At 56.4% G+C, this 26169-nt stretch carries 22 protein-coding genes and 1 pseudogene; 10 read left to right on the plus strand and 13 right to left on the minus strand.

All coding sequences use genetic code 11. The features are described 5' to 3' along the window. Window positions 1-219: 219 nt before the first annotated feature. Genes ACM6J5_RS08400 through ACM6J5_RS08415 form a run of 4 tightly spaced genes read left to right on the plus strand, consistent with a single transcriptional unit; the run spans window position 220 to window position 5801 of the window. On the plus strand, window positions 220-2124 hold the full coding sequence (locus ACM6J5_RS08400; RefSeq protein WP_095942509.1) for a sigma-54-dependent Fis family transcriptional regulator: 1905 nt from the start codon (window positions 220-222) through the stop codon (window positions 2122-2124). Then, window positions 2124-3842 carry an ABC transporter ATP-binding protein gene (locus tag ACM6J5_RS08405; RefSeq protein ID WP_414928170.1) on the plus strand — a complete coding sequence of 573 codons (1719 nt, stop codon included), beginning with the start codon at window positions 2124-2126 and terminating at the stop codon, window positions 3840-3842. Before ACM6J5_RS08400 ends, ACM6J5_RS08405 begins: the two co-directional genes overlap by 1 nt. After that, window positions 3832-4509, plus strand: coding sequence for a S8 family serine peptidase (locus ACM6J5_RS08410; RefSeq protein WP_414928171.1), 678 nt, complete (start codon window positions 3832-3834; stop codon window positions 4507-4509). Before ACM6J5_RS08405 ends, ACM6J5_RS08410 begins: the two co-directional genes overlap by 11 nt. Next, window positions 4506-5801, plus strand: coding sequence for an NAD(P)/FAD-dependent oxidoreductase (locus ACM6J5_RS08415; RefSeq protein ID WP_414928172.1), 1296 nt, complete (start codon window positions 4506-4508; stop codon window positions 5799-5801). Before ACM6J5_RS08410 ends, ACM6J5_RS08415 begins: the two co-directional genes overlap by 4 nt. A 124-nt stretch (window positions 5802-5925) precedes the next feature. Here ACM6J5_RS08415 and ACM6J5_RS08420 read toward each other — a convergent pair whose 3' ends face one another. Further along, entirely contained in the window at window positions 5926-7416 is a 1491-nt protein-coding gene (locus tag ACM6J5_RS08420) for an aldehyde dehydrogenase family protein (RefSeq protein ID WP_150674035.1), read from the minus strand. 525 nt (window positions 7417-7941) lie between these two features. Between ACM6J5_RS08420 and peaA the strand changes: the two genes are divergently transcribed. The 4 genes from peaA (at window position 7942) to peaD (ending at window position 12499) form a co-directional block, all read left to right on the plus strand. Next, complete coding sequence (gene peaA / locus ACM6J5_RS08425; protein ID WP_414928173.1) at window positions 7942-9522, plus strand: quinohemoprotein amine dehydrogenase subunit alpha; 1581 nt, start codon at window positions 7942-7944, stop codon at window positions 9520-9522. An 81-nt stretch (window positions 9523-9603) separates the two neighbouring features. After that, a complete protein-coding gene (peaB, locus tag ACM6J5_RS08430; protein WP_008056152.1) occupies window positions 9604-11034 on the plus strand; it encodes a quinohemoprotein amine dehydrogenase maturation protein in 1431 nt (476 codons plus the stop codon). A 1-nt stretch (window position 11035) separates the two neighbouring features. After that, window positions 11036-11359, plus strand: a complete 324-nt coding sequence (gene qhpC / locus ACM6J5_RS08435; RefSeq protein WP_008016081.1) for a quinohemoprotein amine dehydrogenase subunit gamma — start codon at window positions 11036-11038, stop codon at window positions 11357-11359. Window positions 11360-11380: 21 nt separating this feature from the next. After that, the gene (gene peaD, locus ACM6J5_RS08440; RefSeq protein WP_150674033.1) at window positions 11381-12499 is read left to right on the plus strand and encodes a quinohemoprotein amine dehydrogenase subunit beta; all 1119 of its coding nucleotides are present in this window, start codon (window positions 11381-11383) and stop codon (window positions 12497-12499) included. A 131-nt stretch (window positions 12500-12630) separates the two neighbouring features. Here the strand turns inward: peaD and ACM6J5_RS08445 are convergent, their stop codons facing one another. Then, entirely contained in the window at window positions 12631-13032 is a 402-nt protein-coding gene (locus tag ACM6J5_RS08445; protein ID WP_414928174.1) for a lysozyme inhibitor LprI family protein, read from the minus strand. Between the two features lie 278 nt (window positions 13033-13310). Here ACM6J5_RS08445 and ACM6J5_RS08450 point away from each other — a divergent pair, with 278 nt between their 5' ends. Then, the gene (locus ACM6J5_RS08450; protein ID WP_095942517.1) at window positions 13311-13799 is read left to right on the plus strand and encodes an SRPBCC family protein; all 489 of its coding nucleotides are present in this window, start codon (window positions 13311-13313) and stop codon (window positions 13797-13799) included. A gap of 285 nt (window positions 13800-14084) precedes the next feature. Here the strand turns inward: ACM6J5_RS08450 and inhA are convergent, their stop codons facing one another. Next, window positions 14085-14771 carry an isonitrile hydratase gene (gene inhA, locus ACM6J5_RS08455; RefSeq protein WP_150674031.1) on the minus strand — a complete coding sequence of 229 codons (687 nt, stop codon included), beginning with the start codon at window positions 14769-14771 and terminating at the stop codon, window positions 14085-14087. Between the two features lie 89 nt (window positions 14772-14860). Between inhA and ACM6J5_RS08460 the strand changes: the two genes are divergently transcribed. After that, on the plus strand, window positions 14861-15844 hold the full coding sequence (locus ACM6J5_RS08460) for a GlxA family transcriptional regulator (RefSeq protein ID WP_414928175.1): 984 nt from the start codon (window positions 14861-14863) through the stop codon (window positions 15842-15844). Here ACM6J5_RS08460 and ACM6J5_RS08465 read toward each other — a convergent pair. From ACM6J5_RS08465 to ACM6J5_RS08510, 10 genes and pseudogenes are all read right to left on the minus strand, one after another. Next, window positions 15813-16715: an alpha/beta fold hydrolase gene (locus ACM6J5_RS08465; protein WP_414928176.1), complete on the minus strand. Its 903-nt coding sequence runs from the start codon at window positions 16713-16715 to the stop codon at window positions 15813-15815. The two genes, ACM6J5_RS08460 and ACM6J5_RS08465, sit on opposite strands and share 32 nt — an antisense overlap. 24 nt (window positions 16716-16739) lie before the next feature. Continuing rightward, a complete protein-coding gene (locus ACM6J5_RS08470) occupies window positions 16740-17372 on the minus strand; it encodes a BRCT domain-containing protein (protein ID WP_414928177.1) in 633 nt (210 codons plus the stop codon). Between the two features lie 2 nt (window positions 17373-17374). Beyond that, window positions 17375-17773: a hypothetical protein gene (locus ACM6J5_RS08475; protein ID WP_414928178.1), complete on the minus strand. Its 399-nt coding sequence runs from the start codon at window positions 17771-17773 to the stop codon at window positions 17375-17377. Between the two features lie 256 nt (window positions 17774-18029). Next, complete coding sequence (locus ACM6J5_RS08480; RefSeq protein ID WP_414928179.1) at window positions 18030-19751, minus strand: ATP-binding cassette domain-containing protein; 1722 nt, start codon at window positions 19749-19751, stop codon at window positions 18030-18032. Next, window positions 19751-20221: a GNAT family N-acetyltransferase gene (locus tag ACM6J5_RS08485; RefSeq protein ID WP_414928180.1), complete on the minus strand. Its 471-nt coding sequence runs from the start codon at window positions 20219-20221 to the stop codon at window positions 19751-19753. Before ACM6J5_RS08485 ends, ACM6J5_RS08480 begins: the two co-directional genes overlap by 1 nt. Then, window positions 20209-20991 (minus strand): annotated as a pseudogene (locus tag ACM6J5_RS08490) (phosphotransferase family protein); the annotation flags it as partial. The gene ACM6J5_RS08485 and the pseudogene ACM6J5_RS08490, both read right to left, overlap by 13 nt. Before the next feature lie 180 nt (window positions 20992-21171). Further along, on the minus strand, window positions 21172-22482 hold the full coding sequence (locus tag ACM6J5_RS08495) for an asparagine synthase-related protein (protein ID WP_414928181.1): 1311 nt from the start codon (window positions 22480-22482) through the stop codon (window positions 21172-21174). A gap of 353 nt (window positions 22483-22835) precedes the next feature. Beyond that, a complete protein-coding gene (locus tag ACM6J5_RS08500; protein WP_414928182.1) occupies window positions 22836-22979 on the minus strand; it encodes a hypothetical protein in 144 nt (47 codons plus the stop codon). A 145-nt stretch (window positions 22980-23124) separates the two neighbouring features. Then, window positions 23125-24006, minus strand: a complete 882-nt coding sequence (locus ACM6J5_RS08505; protein ID WP_414928183.1) for a LysR family transcriptional regulator — start codon at window positions 24004-24006, stop codon at window positions 23125-23127. A gap of 237 nt (window positions 24007-24243) precedes the next feature. Next, the gene (locus tag ACM6J5_RS08510; RefSeq protein WP_414928184.1) at window positions 24244-26067 is read right to left on the minus strand and encodes a glycoside hydrolase family 15 protein; all 1824 of its coding nucleotides are present in this window, start codon (window positions 26065-26067) and stop codon (window positions 24244-24246) included. Window positions 26068-26169 lie beyond the last annotated feature (102 nt).

A 26169-nucleotide genomic window follows, 5' to 3' on the forward strand; every position in this document is an offset into this window, starting at 1 on the left:
TCACAGGTGAATACTCCGCCCACAGTGACTGAGTTGAGTCGTAGATTTGTGGGCGACGCTGAACCTGTGGGAGCGAGCCTGCTCGCGAAGAACGATGACACGGTCCACCTGACGGAACACAAGCGCCCTACGGCACTTGCCATAGCCCTGACGTTAACGTAAAGATTGCTCCAGGGCGCCGACGTATCAAGGCGCAGGGCTGATGACCCGGAGCGCTTGATGACGCCAATAAAAACAAACTCCCCCAAACTGCATCGCGAAGCCCGGCTGGCCCGGGAGAAGCTGCACCTGGAAGGTGAAGTGCCGGATGGCGTCCTGCGAGCGGAAATCGATGCCTCGTGGCGGCGCAGCCTGAGCCATGGCGTGCATTTCAATGCCAAGCATGAGCTGGCGCTGGAATCGAGTGCCAGCCTCGACGTGTTGCTGGCCAGCAATCGCTTGCTGATCGACGCCGCGCTGCCGGCCATCGATTACCTGGCCGAGCGTCAGGGCAAGGAAGGGCTGATCATCCTCGCCAACTCCGACGCCACCATCCTCGCCGTCGAAGGTCGCGCCGACCGCCTCAAGGGTAGTGGTCTGCAGGACATCACCCTCGGTGCGTGCTGGAGCGAAGCGGTTCGCGGCACCAACGCCCTCGGCACGGCACTGGTGGAAGCCCGGCCGACCCTGATCGATTGCGGCGAACATTATCTGGATCGCCTCAGTGATTTTTCCTGCACGTCGGTGCCGATCCATTGCCCCCAAGGCGACATTCTTGGTGTCCTCGACCTGACCCGCGAAGGTCCCCTCGGCCGCGCCCACGACAGCACCGCGCTGCTGGCCATGGCCGTCAGCCAGATCGAAAGCCGGGTGTTCAACGCCAGCTATCCGGACGAAATCGTCCTGGCCTTCCACAGCCGCAGGCAATACCTGGAATCCCCGTGGCAAGGCTTGCTGGCGGTGAGCCTGGGCGGGCAGATCCTCGCAGTCAGCGCCCAGGCCTGCCAGTTGCTCCACGCCGAGCGTTCGGCCCTGGTCGGTCGACGCTGCGAAGAGTTTCTCGGCGTCGACGGCCTGCAGTTGTTGGCGCGTCTGCATCAGGGCGGGGCCGGCAGCCTGCAAACCGCCAAGGGTGAATTCTTCTACAAGACCCTGCGCGCGCCGCAACGCTCCATCAACGTCAGCAGCCCACCGCGCACAGCAGCGAAACCGGCCAAGGCGCAACCGGATCTGGAAGCGCTGGCCGGCAGCAATACGCGCTACGCCCGTGCCTTGCGCATGGCCCGTCAAGGCCTGGCCAATGAGTTGCCGGTCTTGCTGCTGGGTGAAACAGGCACCGGTAAGGAGGTCATCGCCCGCGCCCTGCACATGGCCGGAAGCCGCTGCGACAAACCCTTCGTGGCGGTGAACTGCGCGGCCATTCCCGAAGGCCTGATCGAGTCCGAACTGTTCGGCTACCGCGAGGGTGCATTCACCGGTTCACGCCGGGGCGGCATGGTCGGGCGCTTGCAGCAGGCCCATGGCGGCACACTGTTCCTCGATGAAATCGGCGACATGCCACTGGCCTTGCAGGCCCGACTCTTGCGGGTGTTGCAGGATCGCAAGGTCGCGCCCCTGGGCGCTGGCGAAGAGCAGGACATCGACGTCGCGCTGATCTGCGCCACCCACCGCGACCTCAAGCGTCTGGTGGAGGAAAAACACTTTCGCGAGGACCTGTTCTACCGGGTCAATGGCATCAGTGTGATGCTCCCGGCCCTGCGCGAACGCGAAGATTTCGGCGCGCTGGTGAGTCGCATGCTGACGATACTGGGCGCCCCCACCGTGGTCCTGCACGACGATTTCGATCGCTTGCTCAGTGGCTATCACTGGCCCGGCAACATCCGCCAACTGGAGATGGTCCTGCGCACCGCGCTGGCCATGCGCGAACCGGGTGACACCGTGCTGACCCTCGATCACTTGCCCGACAGCATGCTCGACGAGTTGACCGCCAGCGAACGGCCCCAGGCCGGCAGCATCCGGGAAAACGAACTGGAGCTGATCCGTCAGTCCCTGGACACGCATCAGGGCAATGTCTCGGCCGCCGCCGATGCTCTGGGTATCAGCCGCGCGACCCTGTATCGCAAGCTCAAACAGTTGCGTTCGTGATGCAGCGTTTTATCGTTCGGCTGATCGACAGCCAGAACCCCGAGGCCCTGCAAGCGTCACTGCGCTGGCTGTACGGCTTTGTGCGACCGCATCGACTGGCGATTGCCGGGCTGCTGGGCCTGTCGGTCTGCGCCTCGGCGCTGGTACTGGTGCAGCCGTGGCTGACCAAACTACTGATCGACGATGGCCTGTTGGCGCGCAACTTCCCGATGCTGGTGTTGATCGCCGGTCTGATGATCGTGGCCGGGTTACTGGGCACGGCGCTCTCGGGGATCAACCGCTACCTGCACACGCGACTGTCCGGGCGCATGCTGTTTGCCCTGCGCGATGACTTGTACCGGCATTTGCAAACCCTGTCGCCGGGCTTTTACGGCCAGCGGCGCATCGGCGACCTGATGTCGCGCCTTGATGGCGACGTCGCGGAAATCCAGCGGTTTGCCGTGGACTCGCTGTTCTCGGCCGTGTCGAGCGTGATCGGCCTGGTGGTTGCCATCGCGATGCTGTTGACGCTGTCATGGAAACTCTCGCTGCTGGCCCTGGTGCTGATTCCCCTTGATGTCCTCTGGCTGCGCTGGATGCGGCGTAAGGTCGAGCGCGATGTGCGGCAGTTGCGCGAGCGTTCGGCGGACATGTCGTCGTTCATGGTAGAAACATTGCCGGTGATGAAATTCATCCAGTCCGCTGGCCAGCAACAGCGCGAAGCGCGGCGCCTCGAGACGCTGGGGCAGGGCTACATGAGCCAGTTGCTGCGCCTGCAGGTCACCGAGTTTTTCACCCAGGCCGTGCCCGGCACGCTGACCTCGCTGTCCCGGGCCTGCGCATTCTTGATCGGCGGTTACTGGGTGGTGCAGGGCACCTGGCAGCTCGGCGCGCTGATTGCGTTTTCCACTTACCTGGGGATGGCCGTGGGGCCGGTGCAGAGCCTGCTCGGGCTGTACGTCGCCGTTCAGCGGATGACCGTCAGCCTCGGCCGGGTCATGGAGTTGCGCGGCGAACAACCGACCGTACTGACGCCCGTCACGCCACGTCCGATGCCCAATGGCGGCGATCTCTGGTTCGACAACGTGCACTTCGCCCATCCCGGCCGCCAATCGACCCTGCGCGGCATCGAGGCGCGGATCCCCTACGGTATGAAAGTGGCTCTCAGCGGCGGCTCGGGCGTGGGTAAATCCACCCTGATCGACCTGCTGCAACGTCATCACGATCCGCAGTCGGGCCGGGTACTGCTGGGCGATGTCGATCTGCGTGAACTGGATCTGTTCCAGCTGCGTCGACGCATCGCCATCGTCAGCCAGGACATCGTGCTGTTTCGCGGCAGCCTCGCCGACAACCTGGCCTACGCGGTGCCGGACGCCAGCCGCGAGGCGATTGGCGAAGTGGCGCGGCTGGCGCAACTCGACAGCCTGATCGAGTTGTTGCCCGAAGGCCTCGACAGCCCATTGGGCGAGCGGGGCCAGCAGTTGTCCGGCGGGCAGAAGCAACGCATCGCGATTGCCCGGGCGCTGTTGCAGGACCCATTGATTCTGGTGCTCGATGAAGCCACTTCTGCGGTGGATGAAGCCACCGAGCGCGAAGTCATCGACGCCATCGACCGCTTGTTCGCCGGGCGTACGCGCATCCTGATCAGCCATCGCCCTTCAACCCTGGCCGATGCCGATCTGCGCTTCGAACTGCTCGACGGCGTGCTGACTTCCAAAGCGGTGCTGCATGAAACCTGAGTTGCGCATGGGTGTGGTGGACAGCGGCCACTCGGCAGCACAACGGGTGCAGGTGATCGCGGGTCGGCGCTTTTCATTACTTGAAGACGGCCTGGCCGAGGGCGACTTGCGCGACGACCCGCTGGGGCATGGCAGCGCGGTGATCGAGGCGATCGGCCGGCGTGCACCTTCGGCGCTGTTTTGCGTGGCCCAGGTGTTCGGCCAGCGGGGTGTCACCAGCGCCTTGCAGATCGCTACGGCGATCGACTGGCTGCTGACGCAGAACGTGCGACTGATCAATCTGAGCCTTGGCCTGCGCCAGGATCGCAGCCTGCTGCGCGCGGCCTGCGCGGCGGCGGTGGCGCGGGGCGTGCTGCTGTGTGCGTCGAGTCCGGCCCAGGGGGAAGGGGTGTTTCCGGCGAACTATCCGCAGGTGTTGCGGGTGACCGGCGATGCGCGGTGCGCCGAGCAGGAATGGTCGTGGCTCAACAGCGCCCAGGCAGATTTCGCCGCCTGTGTGCACGGTACCTACCCGGGGCAATCCGGGGCGAGCCTCGGATGTGCCGCCTTGAGCGGGCACATCGCCGGGTTCCTCGCCGAACAGCCTGACGCCAGCAATGAGCAAGTCATCGAGTGGTTACGCGAGCATGCCCGTTATCGTGGCCCGGAACGGCGATTCGGGCCATGACCGACATCGTCATTCTTGGCGCCGGACCGGCCGGCGCCGCCGTCGCACTGGGACTAAGGCGACTGGGCCATGGCGTCACGCTGATCAGCGAATGGCGCCGGTTTGCCGCGCTCGAAGGGGTGTCGGTGCGGGTTCTGGAGGCCTTGCGCAGCGCGGGCCTGCATCAGGCGTTGACGGAGGCGGCGCTGCCTTCTCAGCGCCAGGTGAGCTGGAACGGCCAGCACCATGCGCAGAACATCGAATACTTGCTCGACCGTCCGGTGTTTGACCGAGGCCTGCGTGAGGATTTGCGTCTGGCGGGGGTCGAGCTGATCGAAGGCCGGGTGCTGACGGTTCAGTCATCGGCCAATGGTCATCGAATTGAAATCGACGGCCGCGGACCGTTGTTCACTCCGTTTCTGGTGGAAGCCCGCGGACGTCAGGCACCCGCTATCGGCAAAGGCTTGCGTGGGCCCGAGACGGTCAGCTTGCTCAATCGCTGGCAAGGTGGGCCTGGCGACACCGCCAGCGCCGTGGAAAGCCTTGAGGACGGCTGGGCATGGATGGCGCGGCGCGCCGACGGCCAGTGTTACTGGCAATGGACGGTGGACGTGACCAGCGCCGGGTTGCCGGGCAAGGCGCAATTGCTCGATTACTGCCGACAGCGCCGCCAGGGTTCGAAGCTGGCCGCCGAATTTTTTGCTGGTGAAGCGCAAGGTGATCTACAGCTGCACGCCCGCAGCAGTACGGCGATTCTGAGCCCGCAGGTGTGTGGCGAAAACTGGATTCGGGTCGGCGATGCGGCCATGGCGGTGGACCCGTTGTCGGGCAACGGCATCTTTCAGTCCTTGTCTTCGGCGTTGCAGGCGCCGGCGGTGATCAACACGCTGCTGTGCAAACCCGAACGGGCGGCTTTGGCCCAGCGTTTTCACCAGCAACGGGTGGAGCAATTGTTTTTGCGGTTTGCGCGGATCGGCCGGGATTTTTATGCCGATGAGCAACGCTGGCCGGATCAGCCGTTCTGGCAGGCACGACGGAACTGGCCGGACGCCGAGGTGGCCCATGCCGAGGCGGATTTCAATGCGCTGAGGATCGAGCGGGCGCCGGTGTTGCGTGATGGGCTGGTCGATGAGGCCGAGGTGGTGATCACGGCGGATCAGCCGTTGGGGATCTGGCATGTGCAGGGGGTTGAGGTGGCGGCGTTGGTGCGGCGGTTGCGCAGTGAACCGGCTGAGCAGGTGTTGGCCGGCTTAACCACTGAACAGGGAAGAATGGTCAGGAGTTGGTTATTGGCTCAGGGATTCAAACCCTGAGATTTGAGCTGTCTGGACCGGCCTCATCGCGAGCAAGCTCGCTCCTACAGTGGTTTTGTGTTGAATACAAATCCCCTGTAGGAGCGAGCCTGCTCGCGATGGTGCCCGTGAGGGCGCCGCCGAATCAGAGTTTGATCAACACCGACTTCAACTCAGTGTAATGTTCGATCGCCGCATACCCCATCTCACGCCCGACCCCGGACATCTTGTAGCCGCCGAACGGCAGCGCCGGGTCCAGGGCGCTGTGGCAGTTGACCCACACCGAGCCTGACTTGATGCGCGGAATCATCCGGTGTACCGCCGCCAGGTCATTGGACCAGATACTCGCGCCCAATCCATACGGACTGTCATTGGCCATGCGCAGCGCATCGGTCTCATCATCGAACGGAATCGCCACCAGCACCGGCCCGAAAATTTCTTCCTGCACCAGTGAATGCTTCTGATCGACATCGACAATCACCGTCGGCTTGACGAAGAACCCCGGGCCGAACTGTTCACCGCCGCAGGCGATGGTCGCGCCGCTTTCCCGGCCCTTTTCGATGTAGCCGTAGACGCGCTCTTGCTGGCGCGCCGAGATCAAGGGTCCCATGTCGACGCTCGGGTCCAGGCCGTTGCCCAGTTTCATGGCGTTGGCGATGTCGCTGATGTCCGCCACCACATTGTCGAAGTGCTTGCGCTGCACATACAACCGCGAGCCTGCGCAGCAGACCTGGCCCTGGTTGAAGAAAATCGCGCTGGCGGCCCCCACTGCGGCGGTTTTCAGGTCGGCGTCAGCCATGACGATGGTCGGCGATTTGCCGCCCAGCTCCAGGGTGACCCGGGTCATGGAATCCATGGCGATCTTGCCGATCTGTTTGCCCACGGCGGTGGAGCCGGTGAAGGTCAGCTTGTCCACCCGCGGGTTGTGGGTCAGGGCCGAGCCGGCGGTGATGCCGGTACCGGTGACCACGTTGAACACGCCTTCGGGATAACCGGCCTCCAGCACCAGTTCGGCGAGTTTCAGTGCGGTCAGCGGGGTTTCGTCGGCGGGTTTGAGCACCACGGTGCAACCGGTGGCCAGGGCCGGACCGAGTTTCCAGCAGGCCAGCAACAGCGGGAAGTTCCAGGCAACGATGGCGCCGACCACGCCCACCGCTTCGCGTCGGATGAAACTGTGGAACTGGTCGTTGGGCATCAGCGGTGCCGACACGTCAACCGTAGAACCTTCGATTTTGGTCGCCCAACCGGCCATGTAGCGCAGGAAATCGATGGCCAGTTGCACGTCCATCACCTGGGCGACCGCCGCGCTTTTACCGTTGTTCAGGCATTCCAGTTGCGCCAGCAGCTCGGCGTCGCGCTGCATCAGGTCGGCGAGTTTCCACAGCAGGTTCTGCCGCTCCCGGGGGCGGGTGCGGGTCCAGGCCGAATCGTCGAACGCCTGGCGGGCGGCGAGCACCGCGCGGTCGACATCCTCCGGCGTTGCCCGTGGCACCACGCACAGCTCTTCTCCAGTGGCCGGGTTGTGCAGGGGCATGGTCTGGCCGTCGGCGGCCTCGACCCAGTCACCGCCGATGAGCATGCGCGGGGCACGCTGGATGAATGCCGAAGTGGCGGGAAGCAGGTTTGGGAGCGACATTGGCGAGGCCTCTTGTTGTTCGTGAGAACCGGGCTTTCGCAATGGCTGTGCCAGTTATGTTTTTTCGGCCAAAAGGCCCGATCCTGTGGGGCGACAGATATTTTCCGGGTGACCGTGAGATCGATAAACGTCGCAATTTGCGACGACGTGAGACGTCCCGAACACAATACCCTGTAGGAGCGAGCCTGCTCGCGATGGACTAAAGAGCACTGCATTTAGCCGGTAAGCACGCGTAATCGTTAACGACCATCGCGAGCAGGCTCGCTCCTACAGAAAGCTATGCTTGTCTCAGGGTGAAACAGTTGTCGCGAAATTAAACGTGGAACACCGACGACACGATTGGCAAAACACCGGCCTCTATCGGCAAGTCATTGATTCATAGAATTATTCATAAGCTGGCACGCTCCGTGTATTGCTCATCTCAGACGTTTCTCTTGCCTCCGTCAGCGGATCAAAGCCGACGGCAGAAACCATAAAAACGATAAGCCACAACAATAAGAACGCACCGTGCGAGGTTCGACGTTGATGAAGAGAAAACTCCGATCGGGCATGAGCGCCAGCCTGCTGGCCGTAGCCGCTTGTATAGCGCTGCATTCGCCTCATAGCCTGGCAGCCCGCGACGCCCAGACCATCCTCAAGGAAACCTGTCAGGGTTGTCACACCCCCGAAGCCGATAATGCCCTCAGCCGCATCAGCCACCAGCGCAAAACGCCGGAAGGCTGGTTGATGAGCATCGCCCGCATGCAGACCATGCACGGTTTGCAGATCAGCGATGACGATCGTCGCACGCTGGTCAAGTACCTGGCCGACACCCAGGGCCTGGCGCCGAGCGAAACCGACGGCGTGCGCTATGCGCTGGAGCGCCGGCTCAATACCGTCGAGCAGTTCGACGACCCAACCAGTCAGATGTGCGGCCGTTGCCACTCCGGTGCGCGGGTCGCCCTGCAACGGCGTCCGGCCCAGGAGTGGGAGCGCCTGGTGAACTTCCACCTCGGCCAATGGCCGTCGCTGGAATACCAGGCGCTGTCCCGGGACCGCGACTGGTTCGATATGGCCCGCAAGGAGATGGTGCCGCTGCTGGCCAAGCGTTATCCGCTGGACAACCCGGCCTGGAAAAAATGGCAGAGCGCGGCGCCGAAAGCCGAGGCCCTGGTGGGCGACTGGAGCTTCAGCGGCCACCTGCCCGGCAAGGGTGAGCTGGCCGGTGTCATGACCGTGAGTGCCGATGGCAGCGACATCTTCAAGGTCAGCGTCAAAGGCCAGTACGCCGACGGCAACCCGTTCAATGGCGACGGCAGTGCGATTCTCTACACCGGCTACGAATGGCGCGGCAACGTGACCATCGATGGCGTGACCATGCGCCAGGTGTTCGCCGCCCAGGGCAATGCGATGCAGGGCCGGATGTTCGAGGCCGAGCACGACGAGCGCGGTCTGGACTTCGTCGCCGCCAAACAGGGTTCCCAGCGTTTGCTGGCAGTGCAGCCGGGTTACCTGAAGGCCGGCAGCGAAAGCGAAGTGACCCTGATCGGCAGTGGCCTGACTGGCAAGCCGGACTTTGGTAAAGGCGTGGAAGTGCTCGACGTGATCGAGCAGAGCCCTGAGCGGATCAAAGTCAAACTCAAGGCGGCAGCCAATGCTCAACCGGGCGTGCGCGCCGTCACCGTCGGTACGCTGAAAGGCCCGAGCCTGTCGGTGTACAGCAAGATCGCCTCGGTCAAGGTGGTGCCGGAATTCTCGGTGGCGCGGATCGGCGAGGGCGGTGGTTCGACGCCGAAAGTCCAGGGCCGTTTCGACGCGGAAGCCTGGGGCAAGGGCGCTGACGGCAAGCCATATCGCATCGGTGTGTTCCCGGCGCAGTGGAAAGTCGAAGCCTTCGACGACCGCGCCAGGGAAGACGAAGACGTCAAGTTCGCCGGCACCATGCAGGCCGACACCGGCGTGTTCACCCCGGGCGATGCCGGGCCGAACCCTGCACGCAAGATGTCCACCAACAATGCCGGCAACCTCAAGGTCATCGTCGCCGTCGACGACGCAGGGAAATCCCTGACCGGCGAAGGCCACATGATCGTGACCGTGCAACGCTGGAACAATCCACCCATTCCTTGATGTGCCTGGCGTTCAACGATTCAGATACTTTTCGGAATGACCGCAAGCCCCGCCAAGCGGGGCCTGCACAGGAGGTTGGCAATGGGCGCTATCTTGAATCTGGTCGAACGTAACCTGCACGAAGTGCAGGTCGATGCCGACCGCATGCTGTTTCACATCCCCAGCAGTTCGCTGTTCGCCAGCGATGAACTGACGGGTACCATCATCGATACCTTGCGCGGGCCCGGTTGTTCTTCGGACGACCTGATCCAGCGCCTCGCCGCGCGTTTCAATGGCGAGGAAATCACCGAGACCCTGCGCGAGCTGATGGCCCTGGAGCTGGTCAGCGACGGCTCGCCACTGACCCCGGACATCGCCACCAAGCGCGTCGAGCGCACGGCGATCAATACCGTGGTGCTCAACGTCAACACCGGCTGCAACCTGAGCTGCACGTATTGCTACAAGGAAGACCTCGACAAGCCGTCGGCGGGCAAGAAGATGGATGTCGAAACGGCGATCGCCTCGGTGGAAATGCTGCTGCGCGAATCCCCGGACGAAGAGCGTTTCACCGTGGTGTTCTTTGGTGGCGAACCGCTGAGCAACCGCAAGCTGATCGAGTACATGGTCGACTACTGTGAGAAGCGTTTTCGCGAGGCGGGCAAGTTCGTCGAATTCGTCATGACCACCAACGCCACGCTGCTCACCGAAGAAACCGTGGACTACCTCAATGCCCACCGTTTCGGTCTGTCAGTGAGTATCGACGGACCGAAGACCGTGCACGACCGCAACCGCATCACCGTGGGCGGGCAGGGCACCTACGACGTGGTGCGGCGCAAGGCCGAGATGCTGCTGTCGCGCTACAACAGCCGTCCGGTCGGTGCTCGCGTAACCCTCACCACCGGCGTGACCGACGTCGAAACCATCTGGGATCACCTGTTCAACGAACTGGGTTTTGCCGAAGTCGGCTTTGCCCCTGTGACCTCCGGCGACATCAGCAGCTTCAACCTCACCAGTGACGAACTGGTGCAGGTGTTCGCCAACATGAAGGCCCTCGGTCGTCGTTACCTGGAAGCGGCGCTGGAGCACCGCAACATCGGTTTCTCCAACCTGCACCAGCTCATCACCGACATCCACGAAGGCCACAAGAAAGCCCTGCCATGCGGCGCGGGCCTGAAGATGCTGGCAGTGGATCACAAGGGCGAGCTGAACCTGTGCCACCGCTTTACCGGTTCGAGCCTGCCGACCTTCGGCAACGTCCACAGCGGTGTGAAACAGGTGGAGTTGAACGACTTCCTGTCCCAGCGCCTGGATCGCACCAACACTGGCTGCGAGGACTGCCAGATCCGTAACCTGTGTTCCGGCGGCTGCTACCACGAGAGCTACGCCCGCTACGGCGACCCGACCCACCCGACCTATCACTACTGCGAACTGATGCGTGACTGGGTCGACTTCGGCATCGAGGTCTACACCCGGATCATGGCCAATAACCCTGCGTTCATCAGCAGTTACATCACTCCGCGCAAGGCTCACTGATATGAAACATCTCAAGGCAATCAATAACAAAGCGTTGAAGCTGGATCAGGCCGCGGACGAGAACCGCATTGAAGAAGTGGTGGCCATGAGCTCCGTGGCGGGCTGTGCCTCGACCACCGACCCGGGCTGGGAAATCGATGCGTTCGGCGGTGTGTCGTCGCTGTGCCAGCCGATGGAGGCCGACCTCTACGGTTGCTCCGACCCCTGCTGGTGGCCGGCCCAGGTGCCCGACATGATGAGCACCTACCCGGACTGGAACAAGGATGCCCAGGCGTCCAACGACAACTGGCGCAACCTCGGCACTGTCTTCCCCAAAGACAAGTGATCACAGAAGAAGGATTCCAGCATGCGTAACATCAAAGCCTGCGGCCTGGCCGCGTTCGCCGTCCTGAGCAGCTGTTCTGTCAGTGTTCTGGCCGATGAAAACACCGCGCTGCAAGTCGGTCACGAATACATGGTGACCACCAACTACCCGAACAACCTGCACGTGATCGACCTGGCCACCGACACCCTGTTCAAGACCTGCAAGATGCCCGACGCCTTCGGCCCCGGCACCGTGCAGCTGTCGCCGGACCGCAAGACCGCCTACGTGCTGAACAATCACTATGCGGATGTCTATGGAGTCGAACTGGACAACTGCAAGCAGGTGTTCCACGCCAGCATCACCCAGAAGCCGGGGGAAAAAGCCAAGTCGATGTTCGCCTTCACCCTCAGCCACGACGGCAAGGAGCTGTACACCGTCGCCAACCCGACGCTGATGATGAACGATCGCTACGAGGTGCAGCAGCCCCGGCTCGACGTGTACAAGACCGACGCCGGCATGGACGCCAAGCCTGTGCGCAGTTTTCCGGCACCGCGCCAGTTGACCATCATGCAGAGCGGTGATGACGGTACGCTGTACGTGGCCGGGGCCGATGTCTACAAGGTCAATGTGCAAACCGGCAAGTTCGACGTACTGATCCCCAGCCGTCACTGGAAGCGCCCGAACTACAGCGCGCCGGACGTGCTTTACGTGTGGAACCAGCAGACGTACCGGCATGACTTCTCGCTGCTGTACACCGCGGCGAAGTTCAAGGACAAGAAACAGGACCCGGCCACCGCCGAATACCTGTACGGCCTGTTCAGCGTCGACCTGAAAACCGGCAAGACCGAAACCACCGACTTCGGCCCTTTGACCGAAATCTACTTCAGCGGCATGCGCTCGCCCAAGGACCCGAACCTGATGTTTGGCGTGCTCAACCGCCTGGCCAAGTACGACATCAAACAGAAGAAAATGCTCCAGTCCGCCACGCTCGATCACTCGTATTACTGCATTTCCTTCAACAAGGACGGCAGCAAGATCTACCTGGCGGGGACCTTCAACGACGTGGCGATCTTTGATGCCGACAGCCTGAAGCAGACGGGCAGCATCAAGTTGCCGGGCGGGGACATGGCGATTACCACGGCGCAGATTTTTGTCCGGTAAATCGCAGCGTCTGAACTGACGCTATCGCGAGCAAGCTCGCTCCCACAGGTTTTGTGAACACCACAAATCCAATGTGGGAGCGAGCCTGCTCGCGATGGGGCCCTCAAAAACACCGCAAAAACAGCACAAAATCAAACCCCCGGCACCGGACAACTCAAATCCCCCTCCTGACACTTCAAGTACTGCTTGAAAGTCTGAACCCGCGCCTTGGTCAGCTCCGTGGTGCAGTTGCTGTAGATCAGCGGATACACACTCCCGCCTTCCACCCCGGACGCCGAGAACTTGCACTCGGCATCACGGAACGCAACCCACGCCCGCTGCGCGCCCACCAACTGTTTCTTGCTGTCCGGGTTGCTCTTGAGTCGCGAAGTGATCTGCTGGTACAGCGTATTCAATTCCTTGTCGGCGGCCGCATTCTGCTGGGCAGCGCACTGGTTCATCGTCGCCTGGTTGCTGGCGTTGTCGCAGTCCACGGCGAACGCCATGGAGGTGAATAACAGGGGCGTCAGCGCCAAGAGTAAGCGTGGTTTCATGCTGGAGTACTCGTTATGACCTAATGAGAGGTGCATCGTAGCGCCGAGGGGCATAGGCAACCGCCGCGCGGGCTTTTCATGGCGCTATCCTTTTCGATGCTGTTTCGAGGCCGAACGTTAGCAGTTTCGCCCCCTTGATTTTGCGAAAACCCCAGAACTTATCAGCGCAATTGCGACCGAATATCTCAGGCATGTTTGATTGCCAATCCCGATTGGTACTACTTTAGGGTTGGTCTTGTGGTCTTACTGACCTACTGTTCAAGTACAGGAGGTGACTTATGAACCCAGCATCTGATCGCATCGAAAGGAAAGTCCTGCTCAAGGCCAAGCGTTCGCAGGTCTGGCGTGTGCTGGCCAATGCCGAAATGTTCGGACAGTGGTTTGGCGTGGCGCTGGAGGGCAAGCGTTTTGTGGCAGGCGAATGGACCCAGGGGCAGGTTACCTATCCCGGTTATGAGCATTTGCGCTGGAATGTACTGGTAGAACGGGTCGAGCCGGAGCGGCTGTTTTCGTTTCGCTGGCACCCGTACGCCGTGAAGCCTGAAGTCGATTACTCCCAGGAACCCACCACACTGGTGAAATTCGAGCTCGAAGACATGGACAACGGCACGTTGCTCAAGGTCTCCGAATCCGGATTCGATCACATTCCCCAGGCCCGTCGCGAGAAGGCTTTCCGCATGGACAGTCGTGGCTGGGAAGAGCAAATGAACAATATCGAGCAGTTTTTGATCGAAAATGCCAAGTCCCACGAGCAACAGAGTGGCTGAAGCCGGCTCGAAACCTGAGGCGTCTAAGGGGTTTCGGAAGGTGGTTTATAGCGAATGTCTTACACGCGATGGTAGCGATATCGCCTGTTACAAATTGGATCCGAAGCGTATTCTGGCCTTACCCACTGAAGCACAGGATGTGCTCAGGATCATGGATGATCGACCATCTGCAAGGAACGCTACGACAAGGAGTCGTCATGGTCTTGGAAAAACCCGCTTCGGCGGGTTTTTTTTGCGCGCATGAAAAGTCGCGGCGGCAGGAACCGTGTTCCTGCCGCCGTTTTTTCACTGAAGGTCGAGTTTCGCCGCTGCGCGCTCGGTGATCTGCGCCCGCAGCTTCAACGAACCGGCAGCCCGCTGGCGAGCCTCTTCCAGCACACTGGCCGGGGCCGTCTCCGGGCTGCCCGCGGTAAACGGCGGGGCCGGGGCGTATTCCAGTTGCAGTTGCACCAGCTCGGCGGTGGCCTGGTCGAACAGCTCGGCGGCCAAGGTCAGGGCGAAGTCGATACCGGCGGTGATGCCGCCACCGGTCAGCAGATTGCCGTCGCGAACCACCCGGTCTTTCACCGCGATTGCGCCCAGCGGCTTGAGCAATTCGTGATACGCCCAGTGAGTGGTGGCGCGTTTGCCCTTGAGCAATCCCGCCGCGCCCAACACCAGCGCGCCGGTGCACACCGACGTGATGTAGCGGGCGTTGGCGGCCTGGGCCTTGAGAAAGTCCAGGGTCTGGTCATCCTCCATCAAGGGGCCGACGCCACTGCCACCGGGCACACAGATCACGTCCAGTGCCGGGCAATCGTCGAAGGTGGTGGTCGGTTTCAACAGCAGGCCGGTGCTGGCGGTGACCGGCATCAGGTCTTTCCAGATCAGATGCACTTTCACGTCCGGCAGCGAGGCCAGTACGTCATAAGGGCCGGTCAGGTCCAGTTGTTGAACCTGTGGAAACAACAGAAAACCGATCTGCAACGTCATGGTGTTTTTTCTCGTGAAGTGGGTGGACGGTTTGACTTTAGGCTCGTAGGCTTTGGCGCATACGCCAATATCCCCACGAATTACGCCAAATGTCGAAAACCATCCATGTGCTCGCTTTCGCCAACGTGCAATTGCTCGACGTCACCGGGCCGTTGCAGGTATTCGCGTCGGCCAACGACATTGCCTGCCAGCAGGGTCTGCCGCCACCCTACGCGCCAACGGTGATTGCCAGCAGCGGCGGGGCGGTGATGTCATCGGCGGGCTTGGCGCTATTGGCCGAACCGTTACCGGAGGAGGGCACCGACACCCTGATCATCGCCGGTGGCTGGGGTGTCTACGCAGCGGCGGAAGATGCGCCGTTGGTCGCCTGGGTGCGCGAACATGCCCGTGGCTGCCGACGGGTTTCCTCGGTGTGCACCGGCGCGTTCCTGCTGGCGGCCAGCGGCTGGCTCGACGGCCGGCGCGTGGTCACCCACTGGACCCGTTGCGAGCAACTGGCACGGCAGCATCCGCGACTGCACGTCGAGCCCAACCCGATCTTCATCAACGACGGCCCGGTCTGGACCTCGGCCGGGGTGACCGCCGGCATCGACCTGGCGCTGGCCATGGTCGAACAAGATCTGGGGCGCACCATGGCCCTGGAAGTCGCCCGGCAACTGGTGGTGTTTCTCAAACGACCGGGTGGCCAGTCGCAATTCAGCGTGACCCTGTCCCTGCAGCAGGAAGGCAACCGTTTCGACGAACTTCATGCCTGGATCAGCGAAAACCTGACCCACGACCTGGGCATCCCGACCCTGGCCTTGCAGGCCGGCATGAGCGAACGCAGCTTCGTGCGCCACTACCGCGCCGACACCGGCCAGACCCCGGCCCGGGCCATCGAACTGATCCGCGTCGAAACCGCGCGGCGTTTGCTCAGCGATACCGGCGTGCCGATCAAACGGGTGGCGGTGCAATGCGGCTTCGGCAGCGAAGAAACCCTGCGCCGCAGCTTCCTGCGGGCCATGGGCGTGACGCCACAGGCTTATCGGGAGCGGTTTTCGGTTAGTGTTGCAGCAGATCCAGTAGTGCCTTGAGTGTGGCGTCTGATGCTTCTTCGGGAATGTTGTGGCCAACGCCTGCCAGCACTCGACGCTCATAGGGGCCGGTGAAATACCTGATATCTTCGTCGATTTCTTCCGCAGGACCGACGCCATCATCGGCACCGCACAAGGAAATCGTCGGTACGCTGATGCTCGGTTGTTTGCTCAGGGCCTGCTCCATCCATTCCAGCGTCGGATCGCCAAGGGCATACATGAAACGGTGGCGGTAGGAGTGAATCACAACGTCGACGAAATCCGGGTTATCGAAGGCCGGGGCGCTCAACGGATAGCGTGCAGCGCTGTCGGCCCAGGTGGGTGACCACAGTTTCCAGAGCAATTCGCACAAAGCGCGGCGATTTTCTGTCAGTCCCGCGACGCCACGAGGCGTGTGGAAATAGTACTGATACCAATAGCGATGCTCGGCCTCGGGAGCCAGAGGCAGTGTCGAATGGGGGATGTCCTGAAGGTTATAGCCATCGCCCGTGACCAGGCAGCGCACCCGTTCCGGCCACAGTGCCGCCACAATGCACGCCGCCCGACCGCCCCAATCGTAGCCGCAGAGGGACGCCTGTTTAATGCAAAGGGCATCCATCAGGTCAAGCAAATCCTGGGCAAGGGCGGCTTGCTGGCCAGAGCGCGGTATATCGGCGTTGATGAAGCGCGTCGGGCCGTAACCCCGCAGATACGGGACGATCACGCGGTAACGGTTAGCGGCAAGAGCGGGGGCGATTTCGTCGTAGGCGCGTGGTGAATAGGGAAAGCCATGAAGCAGGATGACCGGATCGCCGGTAGCGGGGCCGTGTTCTTCGTAGGCAATGTCGAGTTGTGGCGTGCGGACGGTCTTTAGCGGTTGCTCAATCATCATCCCCTCTTGGTGCCGGTAGTTGTGTCACCCGAACAGCACCCTTTGCCAGTGTTCTTCACTGATGATCGCGATAGGAACACCGCTCTCTCTCAGTTCAACGGCTTTTTTGATCTTGGTGCCATAAGTGCTATGAAGCCATTGATCGTTTCCGATGCTGCCGACCACCAGATAGTTGATTTTTTTGCTGACCGAACCACCAATCAGACCGCCGCGTTCGACTATCAGCGATTCGCATTCTTTGCGCGGACCGTAAGCCATAACGCCGGTGAACAGGAAAACCCGATCAATCCAGTTGAGTGCGGGTGCAGGGTTATCGAGTGGAAGACTGCAAGGCGTTGTGAAAATCTGGTCAGAACCAACCGGCATACCTGCAAACTGGTGCAGCATGTCCAGTAACTCGGTCGACTCCTCGGAGTCCAACACGCCATCACTCAGCATGCTGGAGAGGCGTTTATAGAGGATGTTCACGACTGGATCATCCAGATGACACAAATGAACTTCGATCCAACTCTTGAGAAACTCGGCTTCCTGCTGGTTGATCTTGCCATCGGCAGCGAGTCCAGCCGCAATGCCTACCAGCGCGTCGGCTGAACGTCTATCAATGCGTGCTTCGTGGAAGAATCCACTGTTTTGAAATTCCTGATGCAAATCGACCATTGTCACTGCTCTTGGGATTCAACTTCCGCCAACTGATTGAAATACTTCGCCCGATCCGGCGTAAATGTCACCACCATGCCGGTTCGCGAGCAGGTCAGCGCCCGCTCTTCGCTCAAATCAACATCCAGATCCTCCCCGCGTAGTCCTTGCCACTGTGCGAGGTATTTGAGAGAGCCATATTTTTCGAGTTTCTTCAGGCTGCGGCTGACGCCGCCTTTCCAGCCCAGTACGGGCAGCTCGCCGGCGAGGCACTGTCGGGCGAGGTCGGGGAAACGGGCGGCGCGCTGGCGGCCGACTTCCCAGCATTTGATCAGGCCCTTGTCACCGGCCTCCCAGAGTTCTTCGCGGTTCAAACCGGTTCGGAGCGGGGAATCGATGCTGCGTTGGATGCGTTGGCTCATTCTGGTTCCTTGAATTCGGGGTGTGTTGGACAGCTCCGCTGTTCCCGTTCAGTAGGGATGTTAGGTGGGGATGTAACAACTGGCAACACGGCTTTTCAGTTTGTAGGGGAAGTTACCAAGTGGCACGGGAGTGTTTTGCTAATAAATTCAGAGCTTGAATAGATTATGCTATTTAAGCAATCTGGAGACGTCATTATTGAGTATATAAAGATCTTTGCGGTAAAAGTCGTAGTTCGGATTTCGTCAGTGTAGGGTGTTAGGAGGAGTATATTTTTTTGTAAGCAGAACATGAGCTCATCAAATCCACATGGTGGCCGAAAGCAATAATAGAACCGTGATCCATTAAAACTATTTTGTCAGATTTTTTCATTATTTCCGTTTCATGTGTAATGCAAATAACTAAATGGTCGGCGCTCAGTTCAATGAGACCGTTCAGAATGCTAGCGGAAGACTCTTTATCTAGGGCGGACGTAGGTTCATCGAGGATGAGGCACAAGTTATCCCTTAATAGTGCGCGAGCAAGACAGATTTTTTGTTTTTGTCCACCAGATAACTCTCGCCCATTATCGTTAATGAGGTACTCAAGCTTCTCAGGTAGAGACTCTATAAAAGGTAAAATTTTAACGAAATCCAATATGCGAAAAATTTTACCGTCGTCAATTGTGCGGCCGCAGCACAGGTTCTCTCGCAAAGTTCCAGGGAATATGTAGGCGTCTTGGTCTGTTACACTGATATGTTTTCTAAGTCCTCGGATATTAAGGTTGGAGACTTCACTGTCGTAGTAATAAATTTTACCTGATGAGTATCCGTATATTCCAAGAAGAGTATAAGCGAGTGACGACTTACCTGATCCGCTTTTGCCAGTAAGGGCTATTAGTCCAGAGTGGGGTAGTTTGATTGATATATTTGCAAGTGAAAGATTGCCATTGTTGTGCAGTGAGTGAATGTTGGATATCGTTATGGAGTTGTCAGTGCACTTCTTTAGTGTTGCTTTGCCTGATATGTTTTCTGCTGGAAGTTTGCTAAGTTGATCGAGATTTTTCAGTGCGCTTTTAGCCTCTTGGTATTTACTGACAAAATCACTGGTGGCTGATAGCAAAGAACTCAATCGACTGGTGAGGAGTTGGATTATCATGAACTCTCCAATCGAAATGTCATTTTTGCTGACTGAAATGCAACCAAAAATCAAAACATTAAAAGTTAGTATGCGAGAGGTCAAGGCTCCCCAAAGTTGGATTCTCGCGCTGGTTTTTAGGAGGTTGCGTAAAGAAGTAGATGCGGCTCTAGAGTGAATAAGCATTTTTCTATAAAAGTAGCTCTCAAGAGCGTGATATTTTACTTGCTTTAAAGATGTGGCTAGTGACGAGATTGTGTTTTGTTTTTGGTTTTCATATTTGTTGTATTCTTGGAGGTGAAAGGGTAGTTTGGATGATCGTATTTTGATTGGGAGTGCGCTAAAAAATAGCGTTACTAAAACTAGTATGGCAATTGTTCTGCTGAAGTAGGCTATAAGAGTGAAGGAAATTATCGCTCGGCCAAACTCTAGAGTTGTCTGTGGTGCAGTGTCTAAAATAAATTCTTTTATGTGCTTTATTCTGTTTGTTGTATTGAGTATTGTTCCAGGGGAAAGCTGTTGGTTAGTGTGTGTTCTAGAGAGGATTATTCTAGTAAGTTTTCCTGATAGTGCGAGTTCTAAATAGGCCCCGAGATTTATAGTTGTAGTCAAGCGCCAGGTGCTCAATGCGATTTCAATTGTGGCGGCGGCTATTGAGCAAGCAAGCATAAAGTAAAATTGTCGAATATCGTCAGCCAGAACTGCATCAATGCCTTTTTGCAATGTTAGCGGGTACGTGAGGCTGGTTGCATATATTGCTACGGTGCATGTGGCGATGGTTAAAAGTTTGATGCGCTTTGGTTTTAGTAATGTGAGTGCGGTGCTCCAGTCGCCTTTGTCTGCGGTATCTTTAATGTCGTTCATTAAGTGGCGCTCGAACTGGTGAGAAGATAGGTTTGATATTTGGTTGATGTAATGGATTTATTTAGTTTGAAACCGATTTTTTCGAACAAACTTATGCATCCTATGTTCTCGTGATGGATGTGTGCCAGGAAACTAAAAAATCCACTTTTTTGACACTGCGTGATTGAGTTTGTTATTAGGGAATATGCTATGCCTTGACGTCTTAAATCTACTTTAGTGGTGCACTCGATTTCATAGGCTTTGGAGGTGTGGCTGAATCGAGTAATAGATAGCGCCAATATGTCGCCGTCTTTGCAAGCTATCATAAAGTTAGTGGGAGGCAGGCGCTGAGTTGATGCCATATGATAGAGGATGGTTTCCTCAACTAACTTGTAAGGGGTGTTGGGGGATATTTCTTTAAGGTAAAACGCTACTATTTTTTCAAGATCTGAATGATCAGGGTGCCTGATTAAATATTCTATTTTTTCCATAAGGTTTCTAGTTGCTGCTTATTATTTAGAGGTTGGGTTAGCTTTTTTAAAAGGTCAAGTGTTTGATGTCGTGCGTGTTCAAGTATTTCATCGCTGATGATTATGTTGTTGTGTAAAAATACCAGGCTCCTCAGTTGATTGATTTTTATTAGTGTTGATAGTTTTCTATTAAGTAACTGGTTTATAGAATCACCATACCCTCGGGTGAAGCATTCCCAGGCCTTGAACTTTTCAGATTCTTTGTATTCGCTCCCCGAAAGCCACCAGATGAATGTAGCGATATCAAATGCTGGGTCAGAGATTCTTGTATGCTCAAAGTCGATCAATGTGCAAGTTTTCGAAAAATAAAGTGCATTTCCTGGCCAGGCATCTCCGTGGCAGATGCACTTTCTAACACTCTCGGTGTGGCTTTGGGTGGTTTCTTTTATATTCGTGTATAAGGTATCTATGATTTGTTTTAATTGAAAAACCTGCCAAGAGTGATTGCTCTTTTCAAGTTTTAATATTAGATGCTCGGAATTTGTAGTGTCGTATTTTGGATTTCTGAGGCTAGGAGGAGGAGAGTTGTGCAGTTTGAAAAGTATTTGGCCAAACAGGTAGTTATGTGTCTGGGTATTGTTTTTTGTAAAGTATAGGTCACCGGAGCACTCGCGAGTGAGAATGCCAAAGTAAAACTGATTCTCGAATTGGTAGATTTGTTCTTGAGGAGATGCAGGGGGGATAGGTTCAATTATATTGATTTGGTGGGAAAAAATATGAAGCATTACTTTTCTTTCGAAGGAGACTTTGTAATTTGAATAATCGTTTTTTTTTTAAAAGTTTTAGAATTAACGTGTCATTGTTTCTGGTTATACGAAGTATCTTGTTTATGGCGTTGTAAATTAGCTCTATGTGTTTTACTTCTAGGTCGTAAGTCTCGGAAATAGAGCGTTTTAGTCTGTCTAGGTCGTTCATAGGTAGGCTCCTAAGAAACGCTCAATAGCGAGGATATTTAAAAGGTAGTCAAATATATGTCTTGGTGTTTTGGTGTTTAATTGCTCAAGGTCTTGAATTAGAGTTTTTTTGTTTATTAGGTCAATGTCAACTACTTTGAAGTTCTTACATTTCGATATGAGCGCCTTTTTTTGTTTTAATAATGAAATTTCGTCAGCGTGCATGAATGTTTCTTTTGGGTAATTTGTGAATACGCTACTTTGCGTTTTTTTGTTGAGGAAATGTGTGAAGAGGGTTTTATTTAGTCTCAGGTTGACTGGGAGTGCACTGCAAAAATTTATTATTTCGTTATCTCTAAGCGGGTATACAGGTATTAAATTAAAGCTTAGAAGTAGGGGCGCTCTTCTGGCCATGGCTAATAGCATTCCAGTGTCTACCCTTTTATAAGGGGCGCGCAGTAGTAAATGAGAACACAAAACATCTTGTGCTCTTGGAGTGATACGGTTCATTAGGTGTTGGTTGTATAGCAGCCATGATCGGTCATCAATACTTCGCAGTCGATCGGTTGAAAAGTCTTCATCTGGAAATTGAGGAAAAAGTTCGTCGCCACCACAGCCATTAATTAAAATGCTTTGCCCATCGTTCGCTGCTTGGTTCCAGATGGATTCAAACGCACTTCCATATGCTTCTGAGTTTAAGTAGTATTTGTCTTTGGAAGGGGAGGATATAAGTGGTAGATGATCTTTGATGTTTATTTTGTGATCGTTTCCATTTATGCTTTCTATAATTGTATTTCTTCTGAATTGTTGGCTCTTGGCAAGTAAAGGGTCGCTTACAATTATTCCATAGGTGTTTAATTTTACTTTGGTGAAATGCTGTGCGCACGACATGGCAACGGTGGAGGAGTCAAGGCCGCCGCTTAGTTCAATCGCTATTTTGCACTCTTTTGTTAACTGTGAACTAAGTTTTTTCTGAAGTAATCCCGAAAAAAATTCAGCAGCTTCATCAGGGCATATATCTAGTATTTTGTGAGGAGATGGTTCTTCTGGCGCGGGATATTTATACTCGCCACACTCATCCGAAAATGTACATGATGAGCCTGCTGTTAGCATGGATATGCCCTGGAACGCAGTGCGGTGGGTGTAAGTCGGTTCAAATGTTGATTTTACAAGGTATTCAAAATCTAAGATTAGAGATTGTTTGGTTGATGCAATTTCCCTAAAGTCCCAGTTTAAATTCACTGTATTTCTAGTGTTGCAAAAATAAATTGGAATACTTCCTTCGTTAGTGGCGATGGCTCTTAATATGTTGCCATTTTGGCCAGTCACGAACTCTATAAGAAGGCCTTCGGATTTAATGGATGAGAATTCGTTGTAGATTTTACTAAGATCGGCGTGGCTAAGATTTTTGCATACGATGTGTTGGTTGGATTTTGTTGAGTGTGGGGTAGTGGAGACTATGCATATCCAACGCTCAATGCTGTGAAATAACATTGAAGTGATATTAGGGTTGTCTAGTATAGATAGGTGGCTTCCGTCTATCCATTTGTATGTGTTGTCACTAAAAATAGGTAGGCCATCGCAGGTTTTTAGGTTGAGTTTACAACTTATCATAAGAGTTATTTTCTCGCGTTGGTAATATGGCCTACCTGAATTATTACATTCCTGGTTAATCCGGAGGATTAGTAGCGAAGCCGATTGCTGTCACCTTGGACCAAGAACTTTGGAGCACGTTTTGGAAGCGATGGTGCATTAAGTACAGATATCTCCATTGGTTGTTCGATTGAGTTGGTTTTGCTGGTTTGGCTGGATTTTACTTTTTTCATGGTGTCGGATCTCCTTTGGTGCGGGCTAATCCCGCATCACTATGAATACATGTTTTTAACTAGGGAAAAAGTCCGTTTATGTCTTGGTCTTTTACATTTTAGGTCTAAGTGAGAATGCTTGAGCGGTGATGCGGCTTTTTTCTTCTTATGCCTTCTCGAGTAACTGTGCGCACTTGAGGACGATTTTTATTTGATCAAGGTGATGATTCAATGTGACTAGGTAGGAAGTAATGATTGGAGTATTTGGTTGTACTGGCTGTATACAGATGTCGGGGTGATTAAGTGTGGATAGTTGCGATTGTGTAGCGATTCCTATGCCAAGCTCGGAAGTTACCAGGAGTATCATCATCTCTAAGTTTGACACTTGCTCGAAAGTAATTGTTTCTCCTGTGGCATAGTCTGAGTTTTCTAGTAGCTCGCTAATTGCTTTGTAAGATATGGGTTTTAGTAATATTAGTTGATTTTTAAGTATGTCCTCAATTTTTATATGTTTTTTCTTTGCTGGATGATGTTTTATCGGTATCAAAATTGCTATTGAGTCAGTCCAGAGTGGATAAGAAATATAGCCGTTTTTGTCAGTTTTTTCTGGCGAGATTCCCGCATCTATATTGCCGATTTTAAGTGCTATTGCTAGTTCGCTTTCGGGGATTTCCGATACCAGCAGTTGTAGTGTTGGGGCTTCTTTACGGCACTGGGCGAATAGTTCTACGGCGTAAGATTGAGCAAAGTTGTCCGTGATGCCTATTCGAATAGACGTGTCGTGATCTCTATTTTTTCGGCTGACGATCAGGCGTGCTTTCTCAACTGCATTGATTATCTGTCTAGCCTCATGTAAAAATATTTCACCAGAGTTTGTAAGTTTTGTTGATCTTGTCGTGCGTTCAAATAAGACTACGCCTAAATCATTTTCAAGATCTTTTATCGAGCGTGAAAGTGGAGATTGCTCAATGTGTAGGCGGGTCGCGGCCCTTCCGAAGTGCAGTTCTTCGGCGACGCAAATAAAGTGCTTTAGGTGTCGTAGTTCCAAGTTGAGCTCTCCTTGCTGGCTAAAAGCTAATAAAACTTGAAATTTGTGATGGCGTAAAAAACGCATCAGAATGTGACGGCGGTTTTAATAGTACCCCCAGAAAAAGCTTTTATACGCCGATCTATTTGGATCTGATATTGCTGACAGCATTCTCGGAACAGTCCTACACCGGCTTATGTGCAGTAAGAATACAAAGCGTTTCCGGCTAACGCGTTTATTGGGTGGGACCATCAAACCTCACGGCTGCCAAACAACCTTCTCCCCACTCAACCTCCGATCCAGAAAACACGCCGCACTGATCAGCGCCAGATGCGTCAATGCCTGCGGCGTGTTGCCCATGTGCCGCCCATGGCTGTCGAACTCTTCGGCATACAACCCCAGCGGGTTGGCGTACCTGAGCAGTTGTTCGAACTCCAGGTGAGCCTTGTCGAGCTGGCCGGCGCGGGCCAGGCATTCGACGTACCAGAACGAGCACGCGGCGAAGGCGCCTTCGCTGCCGGGCAGGCCGTCGATCTGGCAGTCGTCGTTGCGGTAGCGGTAGATCATGCCGTCGCGCACCAGGCTCTTTTCGATGGCTTGCAGGGTCGATAGCCAGCGTGGGTCGCGGGCGCTGACGAAACGCACCAGTGGCATCAGCAGCATCGAACCGTCCAGGCCGGTGCCGCCGATGTGCTGGACGAAATGCCCTCGCTCTTCATTCCAGAAGTTGTCCCAGATGTCGGCGTAGATCGCCTGGCGGGTCTGGTCCCAACGCGCGAAGGGTGCCGGCAGCGAACGTTTTGAGGCGAGGCGGATGGCGCGGTCCAGGGCGACCCAGCACATCAGCCGTGAATGCAGGAAATGGTATTGCCCGCCGCGCATTTCCCAGATGCCGACATCCTTTTGTTCCCAGGTTTCACAGACTTGATCGACCACCTCCACCGTATGCTTCCAGCCTTCATGGGAGATGGCTTCGCCGTATTTGTTGACCAGGTAAATCGCGTCCATCAGCTCGCCAAAGATATCGAGCTGAATCTGTTCATAGGCCTGATTGCCGATGCGCACCGGTTGAGCGCCACCATGCCCGGACAGGTGCGCCAGCTCGATCTCCGGCAGCTCCTGGCGACCGTCGATGGCATACAGGATATTGAGTTTCATCGGCGTGCCCTGACAGTCGCTGATCCGCCCGCGCAACCAGCGCATGTAGGCGTTGGCTTCTTCGACGAAGCCCAGGCGCATGAATGCATAGACGGTGAACGAGGCGTCGCGGATCCAGGTGAAGCGATAGTCCCAGTTGCGTGCGCCACCCGGGCTTTCCGGCAGGCCGAAAGTGGCGGCGGCGAGAATGGCGCCGTGTTTGCGCGAGGTCAGCAGCTTCATCGCCAGGGCCGAGCGGTTGACCATTTCGCGCCAGCGGCCGCGGTAGTTAGACTGGCCGATCCAGTCGCGCCAGAACTTCAGGGTGCGCTCCAGGCACAATTGCGCCGCGCCTTCCTTGAAGCGCGGATCGTCGAGGGCGCCGAGCAGGAACTGACCGGTCTGGTCCTGTTCGAGGGTGAACTCGGCGACCGCCACATTTGCGTCGATGCGCAATGCCTGATCCGAAGAGAGCCGCAGAGTCGGTTGGCCGAAAGCCTCAAAAATCACATCCTGTTTATTCTGGCGTGCGCGAGTGGGGGCGCGGGCGTAGTCATGGCGCACGGCGCAACGCATGTGGAAGGTGGCGCGGCCGCTGACCACACGGATCCTCCGCATCAGCAGCGGCAGGTCATCCTCGGTGTCGCCGACGGGCAGCAGGTCGGTGACCTCGACCACGGCGCGGTCGCTGAGCCAGCGGGTCAGCAGTACATTGGTGTCGGGCAGGTAGATTTGCTCTCGGCGGGCGTCGGGCAAGTCCGGTGACAACTGGAAAGTCCCGGCCTCGGGGGTGTCCAGCAGCGAGCAGAAGATCGACGGGCTGTCGAACTCCGGCCAGCAGAAAAAATCCACGCTGCCCTTGTCGTTGACCAGCGCCGCGCTGCGCATGTCGCCGATGATGCCGTGGGCGTCGATGGGGCGTTGGCGTTCAGGGGGATCGACCATTGTCGCGATACTCCGGGAACCGGGGGCCTAAATAGCTGACTGGTTTGGGTGGGCGAGAGTTCATTCGGCGAGAGGTGTGAGTTGTCTGTTCTGGCCCCATCG

Origin of the sequence: Pseudomonas sp. IT-P74 (assembly GCF_949768175.1) — a bacterium.
In the GTDB taxonomy this organism is placed as follows: Bacteria; Pseudomonadota; Gammaproteobacteria; order Pseudomonadales; family Pseudomonadaceae; genus Aquipseudomonas.

Excerpts from the sequence above, each read along its gene's own strand:
- ACM6J5_RS08485 (WP_414928180.1), bottom strand. The coding sequence starts at position 20,221 with ATGGAAAAAATAGAATATTTAATCAGGCACCCTGATCATTCAGATCTT.
- peaB (WP_008056152.1), top strand. The coding sequence starts at position 9,604 with ATGGGCGCTATCTTGAATCTGGTCGAACGTAACCTGCACGAAGTGCAG.
- ACM6J5_RS08445 (WP_414928174.1), bottom strand. The coding sequence starts at position 13,032 with ATGAAACCACGCTTACTCTTGGCGCTGACGCCCCTGTTATTCACCTCC.
- ACM6J5_RS08420 (WP_150674035.1), bottom strand. The coding sequence starts at position 7,416 with ATGTCGCTCCCAAACCTGCTTCCCGCCACTTCGGCATTCATCCAGCGT.
- ACM6J5_RS08500 (WP_414928182.1), bottom strand. The coding sequence starts at position 22,979 with ATGAAAAAAGTAAAATCCAGCCAAACCAGCAAAACCAACTCAATCGAA.
- ACM6J5_RS08415 (WP_414928172.1), top strand. The coding sequence starts at position 4,506 with ATGACCGACATCGTCATTCTTGGCGCCGGACCGGCCGGCGCCGCCGTC.
- ACM6J5_RS08480 (WP_414928179.1), bottom strand. The coding sequence starts at position 19,751 with ATGAACGACATTAAAGATACCGCAGACAAAGGCGACTGGAGCACCGCA.
- ACM6J5_RS08450 (WP_095942517.1), top strand. The coding sequence starts at position 13,311 with ATGAACCCAGCATCTGATCGCATCGAAAGGAAAGTCCTGCTCAAGGCC.
- ACM6J5_RS08460 (WP_414928175.1), top strand. The coding sequence starts at position 14,861 with ATGTCGAAAACCATCCATGTGCTCGCTTTCGCCAACGTGCAATTGCTC.
- qhpC (WP_008016081.1), top strand. The coding sequence starts at position 11,036 with ATGAAACATCTCAAGGCAATCAATAACAAAGCGTTGAAGCTGGATCAG.
- ACM6J5_RS08400 (WP_095942509.1), top strand. The coding sequence starts at position 220 with ATGACGCCAATAAAAACAAACTCCCCCAAACTGCATCGCGAAGCCCGG.
- ACM6J5_RS08510 (WP_414928184.1), bottom strand. The coding sequence starts at position 26,067 with ATGGTCGATCCCCCTGAACGCCAACGCCCCATCGACGCCCACGGCATC.
- ACM6J5_RS08410 (WP_414928171.1), top strand. The coding sequence starts at position 3,832 with ATGAAACCTGAGTTGCGCATGGGTGTGGTGGACAGCGGCCACTCGGCA.
- ACM6J5_RS08470 (WP_414928177.1), bottom strand. The coding sequence starts at position 17,372 with ATGGTCGATTTGCATCAGGAATTTCAAAACAGTGGATTCTTCCACGAA.
- inhA (WP_150674031.1), bottom strand. The coding sequence starts at position 14,771 with ATGACGTTGCAGATCGGTTTTCTGTTGTTTCCACAGGTTCAACAACTG.
- ACM6J5_RS08465 (WP_414928176.1), bottom strand. The coding sequence starts at position 16,715 with ATGATGATTGAGCAACCGCTAAAGACCGTCCGCACGCCACAACTCGAC.
- ACM6J5_RS08475 (WP_414928178.1), bottom strand. The coding sequence starts at position 17,773 with ATGAGCCAACGCATCCAACGCAGCATCGATTCCCCGCTCCGAACCGGT.
- peaA (WP_414928173.1), top strand. The coding sequence starts at position 7,942 with ATGAAGAGAAAACTCCGATCGGGCATGAGCGCCAGCCTGCTGGCCGTA.
- ACM6J5_RS08405 (WP_414928170.1), top strand. The coding sequence starts at position 2,124 with ATGCAGCGTTTTATCGTTCGGCTGATCGACAGCCAGAACCCCGAGGCC.
- peaD (WP_150674033.1), top strand. The coding sequence starts at position 11,381 with ATGCGTAACATCAAAGCCTGCGGCCTGGCCGCGTTCGCCGTCCTGAGC.